This window comes from Acinetobacter sp. SK-43, from assembly GCF_015351505.1.
Lineage (GTDB): Bacteria > Pseudomonadota > Gammaproteobacteria > Pseudomonadales > Moraxellaceae > Acinetobacter > Acinetobacter junii.
In genome coordinates this window covers 1-19,255 of the sequence record NZ_JADKPY010000011.1, presented here as the reverse complement: position 1 = coordinate 19,255, position 19,255 = coordinate 1, and the positions used below count along the sequence as shown (strand labels likewise).

The following is a 19,255-nucleotide window of genomic DNA, read 5'->3' as shown; positions in this document are numbered from 1 at the left end:
ATCATTTATCAGAATAAAACGGATACGCCTAAACCACCGTTATAACTTCTCACATCACCATCTAAATCAACACCCACACTTGCATCAAGCTGTGTACGATCATTGATGGCATAGACCAATCCAGTCCCTAAACCATATTGATAGTCTTGGCTCTCTGCTTTGCGATAAATAAACTCAGAATATCCTGATAATTTACCTGCAATTTTATAATCAATGGTTGGAATCGCTGTCACTGCCCAATTACTATTTTGTGCTTCATAACGCATGGTAATTGACGTACCGATTAAATCACTAAACTCATAGGCAACAGCTGAAGTTAAACTATAAATATCATCATGTGCTGTGAATTCATCATTACCCGTTGCAATAATCGCTTCAGCTAACACCGCCATCGATAAACGATCATCTTTCAGATCAATCGCTTTCTTTAAACCAATACTGACATCGCCTAAACCATCAGTTTCAGTTTTAAATCCAGCTCGCTTGTGTTGTTGCCATACTGGACCTTGCCAACCCAATTGCAGTTCTAGACCATTTGCTAAACCTGTACGCAACAACATATCGCCATTTAGGGTTAAAGTTTTATCTTTTACACCTTCAATATTTTGTTCTTGGTAACTTACTGTTGGTAAGCCCTGTTCCCAAGCAAGTTGACCAACAGGTGTAATCCCTGTTCCGATCCCTGCACCAGGACGATCAAATGAAAATTCTGCCGCAAAAGTCGTGCTTGCTAGCATTGACGCAGCCACAAAAGTTAAAGCATTAAGCTTCTTCATGATGAACCCCTTTTCCTTGTTTTCGCTAAACTTATGCTGTTAGCTCTTTTGACATTTTAGCGCCATGCTGACGCAATAATTCGAGTGTCTCGCGCTCTTCTTTCAGCGATTCTGACCAATCAATTTCATCAAAATCACAATCAAAGAATAATTGGCTAATCGAAGATAAAATCGTTAGTCCTTCTTCATCACGTGTATTTGGATCAACTTTTTCGTCTAGTAAACGCTGTACCACAGGGACACATGCCGAGCTTGCAGCATCCCAAAGCGGACCATAAAATTCTTCAGCATCCCACAAATGTAGATTTGCTTTGGCTTGAATTAATGCGTCTAAAATAGCAAGATAAACGTGAAGTTCTTGTTGTTTTTCATCTTCACTTAATGGCTTGCCAGCTTCATAAGCCTCACAAATTTTTTCCCACCACGCAAACAAACCATCACAAAGAACTGAAACAGGTGGTCCTTGTTCTGGATCAATAAAGTTTGGGTCAAGTCCTTCAGCAAGTAATGCTTGTACTTGGTCTAAATCGAGTTGTTGTATGGCTTGCACCAAGGCCTGTTGCTGATTGCTTAACATGACCAATTCTCACAAAGTATTTAATTCGCCTATTATGCCGAATATCCCATCGGGATTTTATAAAACGACCTAAAAATCATGTATAAATTTGATACAGGCATAAAAAAAGCCCAATACTGGGCTTTTTTTAAACGCGCTCACTACGCCTCATCATCTACTTTTATATCATCATCGACATCAACATATTCTGGTAAAGCTCCACGATGGTGGTCTTTTTTCTCATATAAATGTTCCAAACTACGTTGTAATTTATCAATTGCACCATGGATAGATGCATCGATATTTGCAGCTTTGTGTGTCACAGCTACAGGTTTCATACCTGCTGGACGGGCTTCGATCATACAGCGTTTATCATGATCTCCCGTTTTTTCCCCATTTTCATCACTAATATGAACCGAAAAATGTGTAATACGTTCGCTATAACGTTGAAATTCTTGTTTAAGCTCTGCACGGATATAACTAATTAAACGTTCGCTACCATGGATGTTTTTATCTGTACGGATTTCAATATTCATAAATATCTTCCTCTCTTCTATATTGAGACGGTTCTACGAAGCTTTTTATTCAGCACACTTTGAGCATGCATTCATTCAGTGCAGTTGTATATTCTGATTATGTAAATGCTTGTCGTCTCCTTGCTTCACATCAGTTGTGTTTCAGTTATTTAGAAGATCTTCTATAATTCCAATATCTGTCTTTCATCAGAAATATGCAAGCTGATTTTTGACATTTTTATTAAAACTTGATCAAAAAGATTCTCTTACCGAATCTTATCTTTGGCAGACCTTTTACCGTATACAATTCTTTTGAGCATTTGGTCAAATTTGGCTTTATTTTTGCTTCATAACTTGTATGCTTTACACGCCTTTTGTGGGGGAGATTTTTTAAATGCAATTGAAGCAACTTGCGGCTACATCTTTATTGTTATCTACAGCAGTTTTCGCTCAAGCGAAACCAATTTGGCAGGATTTCAGCCTAACGGGTTTATACGGCGAAAACTATGAAGTGGTTGATGAAAAACAAACAACTTTAACAGTTGAATATGCGGCAAAAGTAAAATATGCCGATGTGTTCTTCTTTATGGATCGTATGCGTGGTAGCGACGATCATAAAAGCACTTATTTCGAGCTTTCTCCACGCTTGAGCTTGGGTGAGGTTTCAGGTCAGAAACTTGCTTTTGGTCCGATTAAAGATGTGTTGATCTCAACGACTTGGGAAAGTAACAATGATGACTTTTCTAGTTTTGATAACTTCTTATACGGCGTAGGTTTCGATCTTGCAATTCCTTATTTCCAATATGCGAATGTCAATTTCTACCGTGCAAACAATGAAAATACAGCAGATGATTATCAAATGACTATCGCTTATGCGGTTCCATTTAAAGTATCTAGCGAAGATTTCTTAGTTGATGGTTTCCTTGACTGGTCTACAGCAGAAAAAGACCATGCGAGTGAACTTAACTGGACAACCCAATATAAATGGAATGTAGGTAAACACATTTCACCTGAAACACGTTTATATTTGGGCGTAGAACATTCTGTTTGGAATAACAAGTTTGGTATCAAAGGCAGCGACGAAAATAATGTCAGTGCTTTAGTGAAATACCATTTCTAAACGGTTTTGACTGATCAAAACAGCAAGGAATTCCTTGCTGTTTTTTTTTAGATCGCGCATATTGAAATAGATGAATTTTCTTTTATTTTGTTATGTCTCACGATCTTATACTTGCAACGCACACACTACAAAACTCTTATCAAATTCGTTTTGCAACTACTGATGATCTTGAGCAGATTCTCGCTATTTATAATCATGAAATCATCACGGGCACAGCCAACTGGAATGATCAAGCCGTTACTTTAGCGCAATATCAACAGCGCTTTCAGGAGATGCAACAACAGCAATTTCCTATGATTGTCGTCGAAGATCAGTCATTGAGAAAAATTGCGGGTTATGCCTATTACTCTGCCTTTCGTAGTATTACAGGCTATCGACACAGTATTGAACATTCTGTTTTTATTGATCCGAATTATGCTCGTCAGGGTTTAGGTAAAGCCCTCATGCAACAACTGATTCATCTTGCGACTCAACAGCATATGCATGTCATGGTGGCAGCGATTGATAGCGAAAATACGGGTTCAATCGTATTACATCAACAACTGGGTTTTATTCAAACTGGTTATATGCCACAAGTGGGACAAAAGTTTGGCAAATGGCGTGATTTAGTTTTAATGCAACTACAATTGAGTCGTTCATAAACAGAACAATTTCATCTCTACTATGCATATGTAGTTGGTTAGAATAAAAACATCTCATTTACAAAATAATTTAAAACATGAAAATTTCACAACTCGCTTTAATCATTACATGTGCTTCAGCAACAACCGTTAGTTTTGCAGAAACGTCTTTTGAGCAAGAATTACAGCAAGGCTGTGCCAAAGTAAAACAATACGCTCTAAATGGGAAAAAGCTCTACGACCAAAAGCAATATGCCAAAGCAGTGAAACAATTTGAAGATCAAGCCGCATGGGCACATTTCTGCCAAATGAATGCTGAAGAAAGCGGTATTAAAGTGACTGATCGAGAGATTGAAATAGCCAATAATAATGTCGGGTTGAGTTATGCAAAATTAGGTAAACCACAATGGGCAAGAGTATGGTTTTTAAGAGATGAAGATTCAAAAATCAGTCTATACAATTTAAAACAGCTTCCTAAACCGCAGATCACGAAAGACCTACAAGGCACTTATGTCCGAGCCAATGGTTTCGGACAATGGGATTACATCACGGTCAAGAAACAACAAAATAAATATCTAATTAATTTTGAAGGTTATTATTTTGGCATTCGTGGTCTTATTTATGGTCCCAATTTAGGTGAGTTTGATACCACAATGCCGATCACTGCAAAGCAAGCCAACTATCATTATGAGGACTGCCAGATTAAGCTTCAATTTACGAATGATACAAATAATGGTCAAAAAATTGAGGTGAAACAAAATAGTGGCGAGTCTGGATGTGGTTTTGGGCATAACGTCTATGCGGGCGGCACGTTCTATAAGGTTGAAGGTAAATAAATGATCTTTACCCTCAAACTCAACAAAAAATTTAAGAAAACTTATGAGTCTCGGAAACGTCATTCACAACCTGCGTAATCTTTGAAAGATATTGTTTCTGCGAAACAATAGAAAAAATCCAAGAATTGAACAGGTTTTGTGAATGACAATGCCTTTGGTTACTTTGGGCAAAACCAAAGTAACTCCAGCGGAAGGCGTATTTAAAAATTAGAAGACTACTAGGTATGACTCCGAAAGATAATCATTTTTTTAATATCTAGTTTCTAAATAGTAAAATGAGATATATAGGGTCGATACTAAATCGCCACCAATTCCCGAATCCCCTTTTCCGGCATTTCTGCACCTTGCCCGTTTGCAATCACTTGACCACGCGCCATCACCGTATAGTTATCTGCCAGTTCTTCAGCAAAATCGTAAAACTGCTCCACCAAAACGATCGCCATTTCACCCTGATCTGCCAATTTACGAATCACTCGACCAATGTCTTTGATGATCGAGGGCTGAATCCCCTCAGTCGGTTCATCCAAAATCAAGACTCTTGGCTCCGAGGCCAACGCTCTCGCAATCGCGAGCTGTTGCTGTTGACCACCTGACAAATCTCCACCACGGCGATGCTTCATTTCATCCAAGACAGGAAAAATTTCGTAGAGATGACTCGGTACTTTTCGAGTTTTCGCACCTGAAAATTTCGCCATACCAATTAAGATATTTTCCTCTACGGTTAAAGTTGAAAAAATATCTCGTCCTTGTGGCACGTACGCCAATCCTGCACGTACTCGTTGCTCAGGGGACATTTTGGCAATATCTTTGCCATCTAGCAAAATCTGTCCTGATTTAATTGGGAGAATCCCCATCAAGCATTTCAGCAACGTGGTTTTACCAACGCCATTCCGTCCTAGAACAACACTGCATTCCCCTACAGGCGCTTGAAAAGACACGTCACGCAGAATATGACTACCACCATAAAACTGGTTAATTTCTTTCACTTCTAACATGGCAGTCTCCTAGCGTCCCAAATACTTTTCAATCACATCTTCATTGGCTTGTACCTCTGCCAATGTGCCCTCTGCCAAAATTGCACCTTGCGCCAGTACCGTGACTTTTTCACTAATGGTGTCAATAAAGCTCATGTCATGCTCCACGACCACCAGCGTATGATTTTTTTTCAATTCCAAACACAATTCAGCAGTGCGTTCTGTTTCCGCATCAGTCATTCCTGCCACAGGCTCATCCAATAAAATCAGCTTCGGACGTTGCATCAATAACATACCGATTTCTAACCACTGCTTTTGACCATGAGATAATAATCCTGCGGGCTTTTTTACAAATTCCTTTAAGCGAATTTGCTCCAAACTTTCCTCCAGTGCTAACTGTGCTTCTGGATCAAGTCGGCTAAACAAACTTTTTTTCACTCGCTTATCGCGTGGTGCAGCGAGTAGTAAATTTTCCATCACAGTGAAATTTTCAAATACCGTTGGTTTTTGAAATTTTCGTCCAATCCCAGCTTCTGCGATTTCCTCGGTACTCATTTTGGCAAGATCATAGTTTTGTCCAAAAAAAGCAGTGCCCGTGGTTGGACGAGTTTTCCCTGTAATCACATCCATTAATGTGGTTTTCCCCGCACCATTTGGTCCAATGATGCAGCGCAATTCACCTTCAGCGATGTACAGTGATAAATCATTTAACGCACGAAACGAATCAAACCACACACTGACTTTTTCTAAATACAAGGCAATCCCATGACTAAAATCTGCGCCTTCAGTTTTGGCGCGTCCATAGCCCTCGCCGAGTTGACCGCCATGTTGAGCTGAGTCTAGGAATAAATCACTCATTTAATTGCTCTCCTTTTTAAAACGGTCAAATAAACCAATCACACCTTTCGGTAAGAAAATCGTCACCACGATAAATAAAGCACCTAAGATCAATAACCAAGCTTCTGGTGCTGCAACTGTGAAATAAGTCTTCACAGCATTGATTAAACCTGCACCAAGAATGGGTCCGATCAATGTGCCACGACCACCTGCGGCAACCCACACTGCCATTTCAATCGAGTTGACTGGATTCATTTCACTTGGGTTAATAATGCCCACCTGTGGCACATACAACGCCCCTGCGATACCTGCAATCACTGCCGATAGCACCCATGCTGAAAGCTTGTACCACAGTGTGCGATAGCCCAAATATTGCAAACGGTTTTCACTGTCACGAATCGCGCCAAGCACTCGACCATAAGGACGATTCATCAGTTGACGTAAGCCGATAAAACACAGCATTAACACCAAAGCAGTGACAAAACATAAAGTGGCACGCATCGGCGCTGAGGTGATATCAAAACCAAGTAAGGTTTTAAAACCCGTGAAGCCATTATTTCCACCAAAACCTGTCTCATTGCGGAAGAACAAGAGTGCCGCTGCAAAGGTCATGGCTTGGGTAATAATTGAGAAATACACACCCTTGATTTTTGAGCGGAAAGCAAAGAAACCAAAAATAAACGCAACTAAGGCAGGCACAAATAAAACCAAGATCATCGCCCAAGCAAAGTGCTCAGTCCCCACCCAATACCAAGGGAGTTCTGTCCAACTAAGGAAGCGCATGAAATCAGGTAAGCCATCACCTGCTGATTCGCGCATCAAGTACATGCCAAAGGCATAACCACCCAAGGCGAAATACAAACCATGCCCCAAGCTTAAAATCCCTGCATAGCCCCACACTAAATCCAGTGCCAACGCGACCAAAGCCAAGCACATGATTTTGCCAATTAACGTAATCCAATACGCTGACAGATAAAATGCCGAATCAGGGGATAACAGATGTAACCAAGGTAAGCTCAATAACACGGCAAAACAAATGGCAATCGCAATTGCACTATACGGTTTATCTGCAAATAAAGAAGTGATTTTCATTGGCTTACTCCACGAAACGACCTTTGATGGCAAACAAACCTTGTGGACGCTTTTGGATAAACAAAATCACAAGAACCAAGAGAATAATTTTTGCTAAAACCGCACCTAGACCAATCTCTAGAACTGTACCGCTAATCCCTAAACCTAAGGCTGCAAGTACCGCACCCCACACTTGCCCCACGCCGCCAACCACAACAACAAGGAAGGCATCAATAATGTAGTTTTGTCCGAGGTCAGGCCCGACATTCCCTACTTGTGCCAGCGCACAACCTGCCAATCCAGCTAAGCCTGAACCCAAACCAAATGCCAGCATGTCGATACGTGCAGATCGAATGCCCACGGCACGCGCCATTTGACGGTTTTGTGTCACAGCACGGACAAATAATCCGAAACGGGTTTTGTTTAATAAGAAAACTAAAAGTAGTAATACCGCCACGGTAAAACCAATAATCGCAATACGGTTATATGGCAACATCAGGCTTGGCGTCAGGGCAATACCACCACTGAGCCATGCGACATTCGACACTTCAACATTCTGCGCGCCAAAGATCATCCGAACCGATTGCATCAAGATTAAACTCACACCAAAAGTTGCCAATAATGTTTCCAATTGGCGACCATAAAGCGGACGAATCACAGTACGTTCAATCAACATGCCGATCAGCGCACTCACCAGAAATGCAGCAGGAATCGCAGCCAATAAATACCAATCGACTAAGCCTGCAAAGTGCGTTTTAAAAAAACTTTGAATGACGTAAGTGGTATAAGCACCGATCATGATGAGTTCACCATGTGCCATATTGATGACACCAAGCAAACCATAGGTGATTGCAAGACCAAGCGCTGCTAAAAGTAAAATACTAGCGGTACTGAGACCTGAAAATACATGCCCTGACCATTCACTGATTTGAATGCGCGTTTTAATTTTATTTTGTGCTTCAAGCAAAGCTGCTTTTAATGCAGGATTACTTTGTGGCTGTTCTAAGCTTTGGTTGATCAACGCCAATACATCGGGACGATTCGAATCCCCTAAAACTTTGGTCGCTTCGATCTTAGTAAACTCATCTGAGCTATTAAAATCTAAACGTGCTTTCAGTTGTGCCAAACGTGCTTTAACCGCTTCACTTTTTTCATTGAGATAGAGTTGCTTAACTGTAGCAACATCGAGCTCATCTAAATTATTTTCTAAAATGTCCACCGCAGCTAAACGTTGTGCTGCATCGTCTGAATTCAATTTAACTTTGGCTTGTCCAAAGTTCAGTGCCTTACGTAAAGTATTGACCAGCGTCACTTGAGATAAATCTGAGGGCCAAGTGTCGATGGCTTCCAGTTGCGGGTAACTTAATAGTTTTTCATCGTTTTTTAAGATATAGGTATTACCTGAACCATCCGTATATAACTCATTTTGGTCAATATACGCCACCAACTGATCCAGTTGTTCAATACTGGCTGGCCATTGATTCAACATGGCACGGCGAGTAGCAAAGTCAGATTTAACAAAAGTTTGGATGGCATCCTGAGAAGTTGTAGACGTCACAGTTGTTGGTGAAGTAACTTCTGCCCATGCAGGATTAAACATGATCTGTGCCATGATGCAGAGCATTGCCAAAACATAGTGTTTCGCCATAAGACTCCCCTTATATTTTCTATTTAAACCAATCAACAAGAAATAAAACTAAGAAAAACCTACTGCCGAAACAGCAGGTTGCATAGGAAAATTATTTAGGAATATATGGGCTCCAAGGCTCAGCTTTGATGGTTTGAGGCGTTTTATAAACCACATCAAATTGCCCATCACCACGGATTTGTCCGATCATCACAGGCTTATGTAAATGGTGATTGGTTTCATCCATTTTGAGGGTATAACCCGATGGTGCTGCAAAAGTTTGACCTGCCATTGCATCACGAACTTTATCAACCTCTGTAGAACCTGCTTTTTCGACCGCTTGTTTCCACATATTGATACCAACATAAGTCGCTTCCATCGGATCGTTGGTTACAACTTTATCGGCATTTGGAAGTTTGTACTCCACTGCATATTGCTTGAATTTATTCACAAACTCGGTGTTTTTCGGATTTTTAACTGACATGAAATAGTTCCATGCCGCTAAATGACCTACTAATGGCTTGGTATCAATACCACGTAACTCTTCTTCACCAACGGAGAATGCCATGACTGGAATATCAGCCGCTTTAATACCTTGGTTACCAAGCTCACGATAGAAAGGTACGTTAGAGTCACCATTGATGGTCGAAATCACCGCAGTCTTTTTGCCTGCAGAGAATTTCTTAATATTGGCAACAATGGTTTGATAATTACTATGACCAAACGGTGTGTATTCTTCCATGATGTCTGCATCGGCAATGCCTTTAGACTTCAAGAATGCCCGTAAGATTTTATTGGTCGTACGTGGGTAGACGTAATCTGTACCAAGTAAAACAAAACGTTGTGCTTTACCGCCCTCTTCTCCCATCAAATACTCAACTGCAGGAATCGCTTGTTGATTCGGTGCTGCACCTGTATAGAAAATATTTTTTGATTGTTCCTGACCTTCATATTGCACTGGATAGAACAATAAACCATTTAACTCTTCAACCACAGGAAGAACCGACTTACGTGATACTGATGTCCAGCAACCGAAAATAACAGCGACTTTGTCCTGAGTAATTAACTGGCGAGCTTTCTCAGCAAATAACGGCCAATCTGATGCTGGATCAACGATAACAGGTTCTAATTTTTTACCGAGTACACCACCATTCGCATTGATTTCATTAATAGTCATCAATGCTGTATCTTTCAAGGAAGTTTCAGAAATCGCCATCGTGCCCGAAAGGGAATGCAGAATCCCCACTTTAATGGTGTCGCCACTTTCTGCTGGTGCTGTTTTTGCTTCAGTTTTTGTTTGTTCTGTTTTCTCTGCTGGTTTTGAGCAACCGACCAGTCCTCCCCCCATCATCGCTGCCATAAGTACAGACATCGACATCAATTTATTTTGCATCTTTGTTCTCCACAGGTTGATCTTCTGATTTTTACTGAGTGGAGTTATTCAATATCTGTGCCAACACATCAAGGCATTGTTTTATAATAAAATTAATTCAAACCAGTAGAAAAAAATCCAATCTTGTATACAACATTGCATACAAAAAATACATGCTGAACTAAAATGAAGCACAATTAATCAAAATAAAAAATTGATACCTTGCTCAGATAAAGAATATTTAACTTTTTGATCCAGAAGATTCAAAAAATCAGATTGTTTCAACGAATCCAAGTGGCATTTCGGTATTTAAAACATAAAGCACACATGGTGACAGCTAAGCTATACGACCCAATTAAAGCAATCCAAAACCAATCAATACCCAATGGAATAATTTCAAAGATCCACCAATCCATTCCCCAATATGCCAATAGCTGTCCGCCACCTAAACCAAAGATCAACAATGAAGTGCTATAAATCATGCTTGGCACAATCGTTATGCCCCAACAGCGTAATACCGTTGCAAAAATACATAACATTGCATCTGCTAAATGAAACAAAATTCCGAGGATAAAGAGGGAGGTCGTGATTTGAATAACCGCTAGGTCTTGGGTAAATTGAGAAATGAACTCATCTCGAAGAAGCAGTAATACACTGCATAAAGTGACGGCAAAAATAAAGATAAGCAGAAAGGCTTTTTTTGACCAAAGCAAAGCAACTTGTTTCTGTTGGGCGCCAATTTTTTCAGATAACATTAAACTGAAAGCAACAGAAAATGCAGCAGGTAAAATATATAGCATGGAACAAATACTAGCGACCACCTGATGCGAGGCAATCACAATACTACCAAGTGGTAATGCTAGAATCGAAATTGCCATAAAAGCAATCACATCAATCACGATCATCAGTGCGGTAGGTATTCCAATTCGAAGAAAACGGCGCAACAATTCATAACTAAAGGAAAAGTGACTCAGATCAAGTTTAAAAATAGCTTTGCCACGTATACAACCATATAACAATATCAACATCACACTATCCCCAAGCAATGTCGAAAATACGGCGCCATAGACACCCCAAGGTGCAATATCAAAGTACGCTACACCGTTGATCAAAGCGTAGGACAGAGGCAACTTAATCAATAAAAAAATTACGCCTATATAAGTTGCGATAATTGGACGATCAAGAACCTGTATTTGTATGGTTAAGATACGGCAACATAGCCGAACCACTAGATCGACTGAAAAAATCATCAAACAATTTTTAACCAATAACAGGACGGTATCTGATGCTTGAAAAAAGGTTAATAAATGCTCGGTATTGTTGATCAAAACAATCGCAACAATACTAAACACAGCTGCGATTAATACGGCCAAACTCACGACGTTAGTTAATTTTTGTTGATTGATTTCCCGCCCTTTTTCTTCTGCGAGGATTTGAAACATTCCTTGTAGTAATCCGTAGCCCACCACAAAAACAATCATATAAACTGAGAGAGAAACCGATAAAGCTGTTAAATGCACATGGCTATAGTGAGATAAAAATGCGGTATCAATGACACCACTCATAATAAAAATCGTATTACTAAACAGAATTGGGAAAAAAATACTTAAAAAACGCTTCATTCTATTTTCACTATTATCATTTAAGAATTTGATATATTTGAATTTTAAAATCTTAGAAACAAACAAGCTATTTTGATCAATACGCTTCAAATGTTAGATAAAATTTTACCAAGAGATAAAAAGCAAATAGCATTCCATGTTTGTTTTTCAGCTTATGAATTTACATTTTTTAAAAAGACATAAAAAAGCCCAGATCAACTGGGCTATGCAAAAATCGATTCAAATCAAACCACAATATCCGCCAAATTACCTTTCTGCTCTAACCAGTGTTTACGATCAGCCGCTCGTTTTTTCGCGAGTAACTTGTCTAACAAACCTGCAGTTAAATGTGCATCATCTAGATCCAGTTGCACCAAACGACGTGTATTTGGATCCATGGTGGTTTCACGTAATTGACTGGCATTCATTTCACCCAGACCTTTAAATCGAGTGATTTGAGGATTTTTATTACCTTTTACTTTTTTCAGAATTGCCTCTAACTCATCATCATCTAGGGCATAGTGCACATCTTTGCCAATATCAATACGATAAAGCGGTGGCATCGCGACAAATAAATGGCCGTCCTCAACTAAAGCTGGAAAATGTTTCACAAACAATGCACAGAGTAAAGTTGCGATATGTAGACCATCTGAGTCCGCATCGGCAAGGATACAGATTTTGCCATAACGTAGTTCAGACAAATCATCACTACCTGGATCAACACCAATCGCAATCGCAATGTCATGGACTTCCTGAGATGCCAAGACCTCATCCGAAGAGACCTCCCAAGTATTTAGGATTTTTCCACGAATCGGCATAATCGCTTGGAAATTTTTGTCCCGCGCTTGTTTAGCACTGCCGCCTGCGGAATCCCCTTCGACAATAAACAGCTCACTGTCTTCACGTGTTAAACCAACACAATCTGCTAATTTTCCAGGTAATGCTGGACCAGCCACAATCTTCTTACGTTCGACTTTCTTAGCTGCTTTTAAACGACGACCTGCTTTGGCGATTGCCATTTCAGCTAGTTGAGTTGCGATCTCAGCATGTTGGTTTAACCATAACGCAAATGCATCTTTGGCAATATTGAGCACAATATTCGAAGCTTCACGACTCGAGAGACGCTCTTTGGTTTGTCCTGAAAATTGTGGCTCTTGGAATTTTAAAGATAGGATGAAATTCACCCCATCCCAGACATCTTCTGCCGAAAGTTTCATGTTACGCGGTAATAAATTACGTAATTCACAGAACTCGCGTAAAGCCTCCGTGACCCCCGAACGCAATCCATTCACATGCGTACCGCCTTGCGCAGTTGGAATCAAATTGACATAACTTTCTTGAATCTGTTCACCACCCTCAACATTCCAGCAAATTGCAAATTCACATGCGGCTCTTTCTGCTTGTCCACTACTCACAAAAGCAGGTGCTGGTAAAATCTCTCGATCTTCCAATTCATCCATTAAATAGTCAACGAGACCATTTTCGAACTGCCATTCGATTTTTTCATTATTGATTTTATCGTCATAAATAATTTTTAAGCCTGCTGCCAATACAGCTTTGGCTTTTAAATTATGTTTCAGCGCTTTTAATGCAAACTTAGGACTATCAAAATATTTAGCTTCCGGCCAGAAACGAACGGTTGTCCCTGTCGCACGTTTCGCAACTTTACCTTCTAACACAGACAATGGCGCAACGGGCTCACCTTGCTCAAATGCCATTTGATACAAGTTACCCTGACGTTGTACAGCGACTTCAACCCGTGTAGATAAAGCATTGACCACAGAAATACCAACACCGTGCAAACCACCTGAAAACTGATAGTTATCAGTACTGAACTTACCACCTGCATGTAGCTTGGTCAGAATGATTTCAATACCACTTTGACCATACTCTGGATGGATATCGACAGGCATACCTCGACCATTGTCTTCAACTGACAACGAACCATCCTCATAGACCGTCACACAAATTTGGTCGGCATGTCCTGCCAGCGCCTCATCGACAGCATTATCAATCACCTCTTGCGCCAAATGGTTTGGGCGTGAGGTATCTGTATACATCCCTGGACGACGACGAACAGGATCTAAACCAGAAAGAACTTCGAGGGATTGTGCCGTGTATTGTGTCACTTGATCTGACTTCCTTTTTATATGCCTGCCGACAAAAATTCGAGTACTAAGGGTAATTTGTCTTTGAAATCATCCATTGCATGATTACCACCCACATCCGTTAATATCAATGCAGATGGATGTAGGGCACTATAATAGCGTTGTGCCTGACGATAATCCAAGACTTCATCATCTTGTTGCAACAGCACGAGAATTTTATCAGCCTGTTCTGGTTTCGTATCAGCAATTGATTGTAATTGCTGCAATTGATCGTGATCAAGCGTCCATGATTCAGTGACTTTGAGTGGGATTTGCTCAATACCAAACAATTCTTGAAAGAGTTGCCATGGTTGCATAGCAGGATTGATCAGTACAGCAGGACAATCATATTTGGCGACAAAATATGTCGCATAGAATCCACCCAAACTGCTACCGACCAGGACAACTTGATCGAGTGGTAAACTTTCGATTAAATTAGAAACGTATTTTAAGACCACTTCAGGTGGTTGATTCAAATCGGGCAAATGCACGTGAATATGATCGTGATTTGCACAATATTGATACAGCTCTTGCCCTTTTTTTGACAGTGGGCTGCTTCTAAAACCATGTAAATAGATAATTTGCATATGCACCAAATTAGACAAGCGCTTGACTTATTGTGAAATAAATCACATTTTTTTGCGTAATGATTAAACATATAACAATATAAATTACATTTAAGCTCGATATTGTCTGACACAAAAAACGATACTGAATTCTATTCATCAGTATTCTAAAAAAATTAGTTCTGAAAGACATAAGATGTAAGAGTTTGTTGTAGTTTATCTAAACAATGTTAAGTTAATAACTTCAAACCTTCGGTATATATATCAAGGATGGGGAAAAATAATATGCCAAGTTTAACACCTCTGCATGAAACCTACTGCAAATGGGATAGTACGCCCCCAAGTCAGGCAGATGTTTTGGAAGGTTTGGCACAATTAGTGAGCACAAGTTTGAGTGGTGTTCATGAACTGGTGCAATTAATTCAAACTGAAGTGTTAAGGACTACGCTCGGTTTAAGTGCACAAAAAGCCAAAAAATTACAGAAACATCCACAATTACAGAAATTCTATCAATTTTCATATGATGCTATTCAAAAATACGGGAGTAGCTTTCTTGCTCCTAGTCTGCGTCATATCGTTGAAAAATTTCCAGTTCTACACGATAAACCATTAACGCCAAGCCTTCATTTTGTTGTAGGGGCATTGAATGGGATTTTTGGGGATTTCTTCCTAAAACAACATAACCCCATGGCATTACCGATGGTGTTATATGATCACTATGGATCATTACAGCAAGGTGAACTTACTGGGCGTATCGTAATACTCACACATGGTTTATGTATGAACCATTTGAGTTGGTCAAATCATCGTTATGGCGGAATAGGTGAGCGTTTACTTGCTCAGCGTGACAATAACACAATGCTGTATTTAAATTACAATACAGGTCGTCGAATCTCTGCAAATGGTCGCAGTTTTGCCAACGTATTAGAAGATTTGATCCAGAGAAACCCTCGTATTACCAGTATCGATTTGATCGGACATAGTATGGGTGGACTGGTTTCACGCAGTGCGCTTTTCTATGGCAAACAAAATCTACATCAATGGGTACATATGGTAGAAAATCTCGTATGTATCGGTTCCCCACATCACGGTGCCGTACTGGAACGATTTGGTTTTGTCTTACAAGACAAATTAGGGGCATTCCCTTTTATCAGCCTGATCGGTCAATTAGTAAATGTACGCAGTAATGGGATACTCGATCTACGATATGGTAGTGTTCGTGATGATGACTGGGAACATAATGATGCGCGTATCGGCTTCGCGGATGACAATCGTAAACCTGCACCATTACCATCTCATATCAACACATTCCTGATTGCTGGAACATTAGAATTTGAGAAAGTTAAAAATAAAGCACTTAAAGTGATAGGTGATTATCTCGTCAGTGTTAAAAGTGCTCTTGGTGAACATCCGAACCCTCGTTTTCAGCTTAAATTACCAGATACACATAAAGCTGTTTTCTATGGTTTGAATCATTTTGAAATTCAATACCATTCGAGTGTTGCTGAGCAAATCACGAGATGGCTTTATCCAGAAGTTGGAGAAGTCGTTGAAGAAGGTGTTCAAACACATATGATTAATGTACCCAACAATTATACCTTTGATGATTTAGAAGGGATTGTTGAGACATAAAAGTAAAAAAAGCTCAGCTGTATAGCTGAGCTTTTTTTAGATTTTTGAGATTAAATATTCAGATTAATTTTGTTTAACTGTAATTCTAATCATAAAATTCACTGTATCTTAGGTAAAAAAAATCTAAATTTAGAGCATTACTCCTCATAATCGCTGCAATCAATTTTATTGTTTTTCAAATTTTCATCAGTTGTATAGCCAATTGTAAAATTTAAATTCAATAAATCTTCTTTTCTAAAAACCTTAGGAACAATATTCCAAACATTTTTTCCATTAGTGACAAAAACTAAATTAAATTCTGGTACTTTATTATTATTAGTATCAACTTGATACTCTACAGAAAATTCGTCTTTTTTCTTACCAACAATATTATATATACGTGGTTCATTTAATTTTTGATCACAAGCCTGATATATATATATCTTTTTTTTCAAAATCTTAATTATACTTTCATCACAATAACAACCACCTACTTCTAACTCTTTTATAATACCATCTTGATACTTAAATGGTTTTATTAAGCTCCGTTCCAAGCTATCAAAATTTAAATATGACTTTCTTAAATCTTTAATTTTTGAATTATTAAAATCACTTAGACATTTATAGTTTTCATAATTTGCTTCTTTTCCATTAAAATCACATTTTAAATTTCTATTTTTCAACCAAGAGCGTTGAGTATCAACAAGATACTTAACTTCGTTTTTATTATCACCAATATAGCTTTTTATATCAAAATATGTACTATTCAGTTGGTAATCCTCCCATAAATAACTGAATTTAAAAGTAGAGGTTAAGCAGCCATCAAAGGTGGTTTGCCTCCGTTAGCTTGATGTGGTCGTTCATGATTGTAGTGCCACAACCACTGTGTTGCATAATCTTGTACTTGCTCCAATGTATCGAACAAATGTTTGCTCACCCAACTATAACGCATTGTACGATTGTATCGTTCGATATAAGCATTTTGTTGTGGCTTGCCTGGTTGAATATATTCAATACGGATACCATGCTCAGCTGCCCAACGTACGAATTCGTGGCTGATAAATTCAGGTCCATTGTCGCAGCGAATCACAAGCGGTTTGTCTCTCCATTCGAGCAATTGGTTAAGTGTACGAATGACGCGCAGTGCAGGCAGTGAAAAACCTGCTTCAATCACTAAACCCTCACGTCGATAGTCGTCAATTACGTTAAGCAAACGGTAACTTCGTCCATCACTTAACTGATCATGCATAAAATCCAATGACCATACTTGATTTGGATGAGTTGGTTCCTTCAATGGTTCAGGTACATGTCGTTTTAATCGTCTTCTTGGTTTGATCCGCAGATTCAATGCCAGCTCACAGTAAATACGGTAAACACGCTTATGATTCCAACCACACTTCTCAACATGGCGTAGATAAGAGAAGCATAGCCCGAAGCCCCAATCTGTATTTTCTTCGGTGAGTTCAATCAATTGTTCTGCAATCAGTGCATTGTCATCGTTCAATTTGGGCTGATAACGGTAGCAGGTTTCACTGATACTAAATGCACGGCAGGCCAAACGAATACTGACGGCATGATCACCAACGGCTTGTTGTGCCATCTGACGACGACAAGATGGCTTTACCACTTTTTTGACATGGCTTCCTGAATGATTTCAGCTTTAAGCCGCTCTTCAGCATACATCTTTTTTAGCTTGGCATTTTCGGCTTCTAGTTCTTTCAATCGAGTAATTAATGAGGCATCCATGCCGCCATATTTAGCCCGCCATTTGTAAAAAGTCGCATTACTCATACCATGTTCACGGCAAAGGGTGGCAACAGGCGTGCCAGACTCCGCTTGTTTCAAAATAGACATAATCTGACTGTCAGTAAATTTAGATGTTTTCATGCAGAATCTCCTGCTTTGATCTTAAGAGAAAATTCTACTTTTACATCCTTTTATTTTTAGGGGGGATTACCAGTCCAATACTAAATCTCCAGCATTTTTCTTAAAAAATATTTTTTGCTTTTGATAATATGGAGCACCCGTATAATTATCAGCTAAATAATAGATTCCCGATTTAAAATTCTTTGATTCAGCCTGTTTAGTTGCATATCCATTTTTTATAAAATCAATCCCTCCCAAGGCGAGGTTAACTTTATCAATATTTAAACTCAACTCACTACTATTATTTTTATCCGCTTTAGCTTCTGCCCATCCAATTTGAACATCTTCACTATAAACATTTTTATAATATAAGGTAAAATTACCATTATTATCTTTTATATAAAATTCATCATATGCAGGATCAAGTCTTTTAAAGAGATAATTATCCATCTTTTTTGTAGGTGTAAAATTCTTACACTTTCCTAACTTTTCACAGATTTGATATGAAAAATAAAGTTTTGTGTTACTTGATTTAGGCTGATCAGCTTCAGTTGTACATGCATACGTTAAACTAATTAAAAATACAAGAAATAATCTGCTCATCATTGCATAGTCTCTATGTGCATAGCACCTTCACCAGCTACATCTGCTAAAATAAAATATATTGAAACATTTGATACTTAATTTTGAACATCAACTGTTTTACGTAATTTAATATCAAATATTTTAGTTAAATATAATTAATAGTAATACATACCATCTTACACCTAATCTTATTACTTAAATAAGATTAGGTGTAAATAATATTATTCTCATATCAAGTACTTAGTCTCTCTAATTTATAAAAGTAAAAAAACTTACCACTCTTGCTATAAAGTTAAAGAGTTAATATAGTAAAAAACAACCTTAGTCATAACTCTGGAATTTCTTTAAAATAAATTTTTTCCTTATCAGAACAAACGCTATAGAACATGCCTGAATAATTATTCTTCGGATCTAAATCTTTCATATAACTTTTACAATCAAGTAAAAGCTGCTTATTTTTCTTTATAAAAGTTAATTTTTGATATTGTTTGAAAGAGTAACCATCATAGAAGTCATTAATTATATACATATCTTTTCTATAGTTTCTCGAGGGAACATAATTAGAGTTATCACCA

At 38.7% G+C, this 19,255-nt stretch carries 16 protein-coding genes and 3 pseudogenes; 4 read left to right on the top strand and 15 right to left on the bottom strand.

Features of this window, described 5'->3' with window-relative positions; all coding sequences use genetic code 11:
* Positions 1-8: 8 nt before the first annotated feature.
* The 3 genes from IRT38_RS03725 to IRT38_RS03715 form a co-directional block, all read right to left on the bottom strand.
* On the bottom strand, positions 9-776 hold the full coding sequence (locus IRT38_RS03725; protein ID WP_194596980.1) for a transporter: 768 nt from the start codon (positions 774-776) through the stop codon (positions 9-11).
* Between the two features lie 31 nt (positions 777-807).
* Entirely contained in the window at positions 808-1,353 is a 546-nt protein-coding gene (locus IRT38_RS03720; RefSeq protein WP_004909975.1) for an ankyrin repeat domain-containing protein, read from the bottom strand.
* Between the two features lie 140 nt (positions 1,354-1,493).
* Positions 1,494-1,868 (bottom strand): HPF/RaiA family ribosome-associated protein, encoded by a 375-nt coding sequence (locus IRT38_RS03715; protein WP_004909977.1) that lies wholly within the window; start codon positions 1,866-1,868, stop codon positions 1,494-1,496.
* A gap of 373 nt (positions 1,869-2,241) precedes the next feature.
* Here IRT38_RS03715 and IRT38_RS03710 point away from each other — a divergent pair, with 373 nt between their 5' ends.
* The 3 genes from IRT38_RS03710 to IRT38_RS03700 all read left to right on the top strand — a co-directional run bounded on the left by IRT38_RS03710 (position 2,242) and on the right by IRT38_RS03700 (position 4,423).
* A complete protein-coding gene (locus IRT38_RS03710) occupies positions 2,242-2,967 on the top strand; it encodes an outer membrane protein OmpK (RefSeq protein WP_004909979.1) in 726 nt (241 codons plus the stop codon).
* Positions 2,968-3,059: 92 nt separating this feature from the next.
* On the top strand, positions 3,060-3,608 hold the full coding sequence (locus tag IRT38_RS03705; protein WP_151826075.1) for a GNAT family N-acetyltransferase: 549 nt from the start codon (positions 3,060-3,062) through the stop codon (positions 3,606-3,608).
* 77 nt (positions 3,609-3,685) lie between these two features.
* Positions 3,686-4,423, top strand: a complete 738-nt coding sequence (locus tag IRT38_RS03700; RefSeq protein ID WP_004909982.1) for a hypothetical protein — start codon at positions 3,686-3,688, stop codon at positions 4,421-4,423.
* A 296-nt stretch (positions 4,424-4,719) separates the two neighbouring features.
* On the opposite strand, the gene urtE is transcribed toward IRT38_RS03700, so the two are convergent.
* From urtE to IRT38_RS03660, 8 genes are all read right to left on the bottom strand, one after another.
* Positions 4,720-5,418: an urea ABC transporter ATP-binding subunit UrtE gene (urtE, locus tag IRT38_RS03695; RefSeq protein ID WP_087539924.1), complete on the bottom strand. Its 699-nt coding sequence runs from the start codon at positions 5,416-5,418 to the stop codon at positions 4,720-4,722.
* A gap of 9 nt (positions 5,419-5,427) precedes the next feature.
* Positions 5,428-6,255 carry an urea ABC transporter ATP-binding protein UrtD gene (gene urtD / locus IRT38_RS03690; RefSeq protein ID WP_004909986.1) on the bottom strand — a complete coding sequence of 276 codons (828 nt, stop codon included), beginning with the start codon at positions 6,253-6,255 and terminating at the stop codon, positions 5,428-5,430.
* A complete protein-coding gene (gene urtC, locus IRT38_RS03685; RefSeq protein ID WP_004951216.1) occupies positions 6,256-7,326 on the bottom strand; it encodes an urea ABC transporter permease subunit UrtC in 1,071 nt (356 codons plus the stop codon). It lies immediately after the preceding gene.
* Between the two features lie 4 nt (positions 7,327-7,330).
* Positions 7,331-8,953, bottom strand: a complete 1,623-nt coding sequence (gene urtB, locus IRT38_RS03680) for an urea ABC transporter permease subunit UrtB (RefSeq protein ID WP_194596979.1) — start codon at positions 8,951-8,953, stop codon at positions 7,331-7,333.
* Positions 8,954-9,044: 91 nt separating this feature from the next.
* Positions 9,045-10,325 (bottom strand): urea ABC transporter substrate-binding protein, encoded by a 1,281-nt coding sequence (gene urtA, locus IRT38_RS03675; RefSeq protein ID WP_194596978.1) that lies wholly within the window; start codon positions 10,323-10,325, stop codon positions 9,045-9,047.
* Positions 10,326-10,585: 260 nt separating this feature from the next.
* Positions 10,586-11,926: an MATE family efflux transporter gene (locus IRT38_RS03670; protein WP_194596977.1), complete on the bottom strand. Its 1,341-nt coding sequence runs from the start codon at positions 11,924-11,926 to the stop codon at positions 10,586-10,588.
* Between the two features lie 224 nt (positions 11,927-12,150).
* Positions 12,151-14,034 (bottom strand): DNA topoisomerase IV subunit B, encoded by a 1,884-nt coding sequence (parE, locus tag IRT38_RS03665; RefSeq protein ID WP_004910003.1) that lies wholly within the window; start codon positions 14,032-14,034, stop codon positions 12,151-12,153.
* 17 nt (positions 14,035-14,051) lie between these two features.
* A complete protein-coding gene (locus tag IRT38_RS03660; RefSeq protein ID WP_004951198.1) occupies positions 14,052-14,639 on the bottom strand; it encodes a YqiA/YcfP family alpha/beta fold hydrolase in 588 nt (195 codons plus the stop codon).
* Between the two features lie 264 nt (positions 14,640-14,903).
* Here IRT38_RS03660 and IRT38_RS03655 point away from each other — a divergent pair, with 264 nt between their 5' ends.
* A complete protein-coding gene (locus tag IRT38_RS03655; RefSeq protein ID WP_004910011.1) occupies positions 14,904-16,250 on the top strand; it encodes a hypothetical protein in 1,347 nt (448 codons plus the stop codon).
* A 137-nt stretch (positions 16,251-16,387) separates the two neighbouring features.
* Here the strand turns inward: IRT38_RS03655 and IRT38_RS03650 are convergent.
* The 4 genes and pseudogenes from IRT38_RS03650 to IRT38_RS17510 all read right to left on the bottom strand — a co-directional run.
* Positions 16,388-17,008, bottom strand: a pseudogene (locus IRT38_RS03650) (lysozyme inhibitor LprI family protein); the annotation flags it as partial.
* 32 nt (positions 17,009-17,040) lie between these two features.
* Positions 17,041-18,116, bottom strand: a protein-coding gene (locus tag IRT38_RS03645) for an IS3 family transposase (RefSeq protein WP_194596976.1) whose coding sequence is annotated in 2 segments (ribosomal slippage) — positions 17,041-17,864 and positions 17,864-18,116 — 1,077 coding nt in all. Because the reading frame shifts where the segments join, the coding sequence is not laid out codon by codon here.
* 72 nt (positions 18,117-18,188) lie between these two features.
* Positions 18,189-18,701, bottom strand: a pseudogene (locus IRT38_RS03640) (hypothetical protein); the annotation flags it as partial.
* A gap of 304 nt (positions 18,702-19,005) precedes the next feature.
* Positions 19,006-19,255: pseudogene (locus IRT38_RS17510) on the bottom strand (hypothetical protein); the annotation flags it as partial.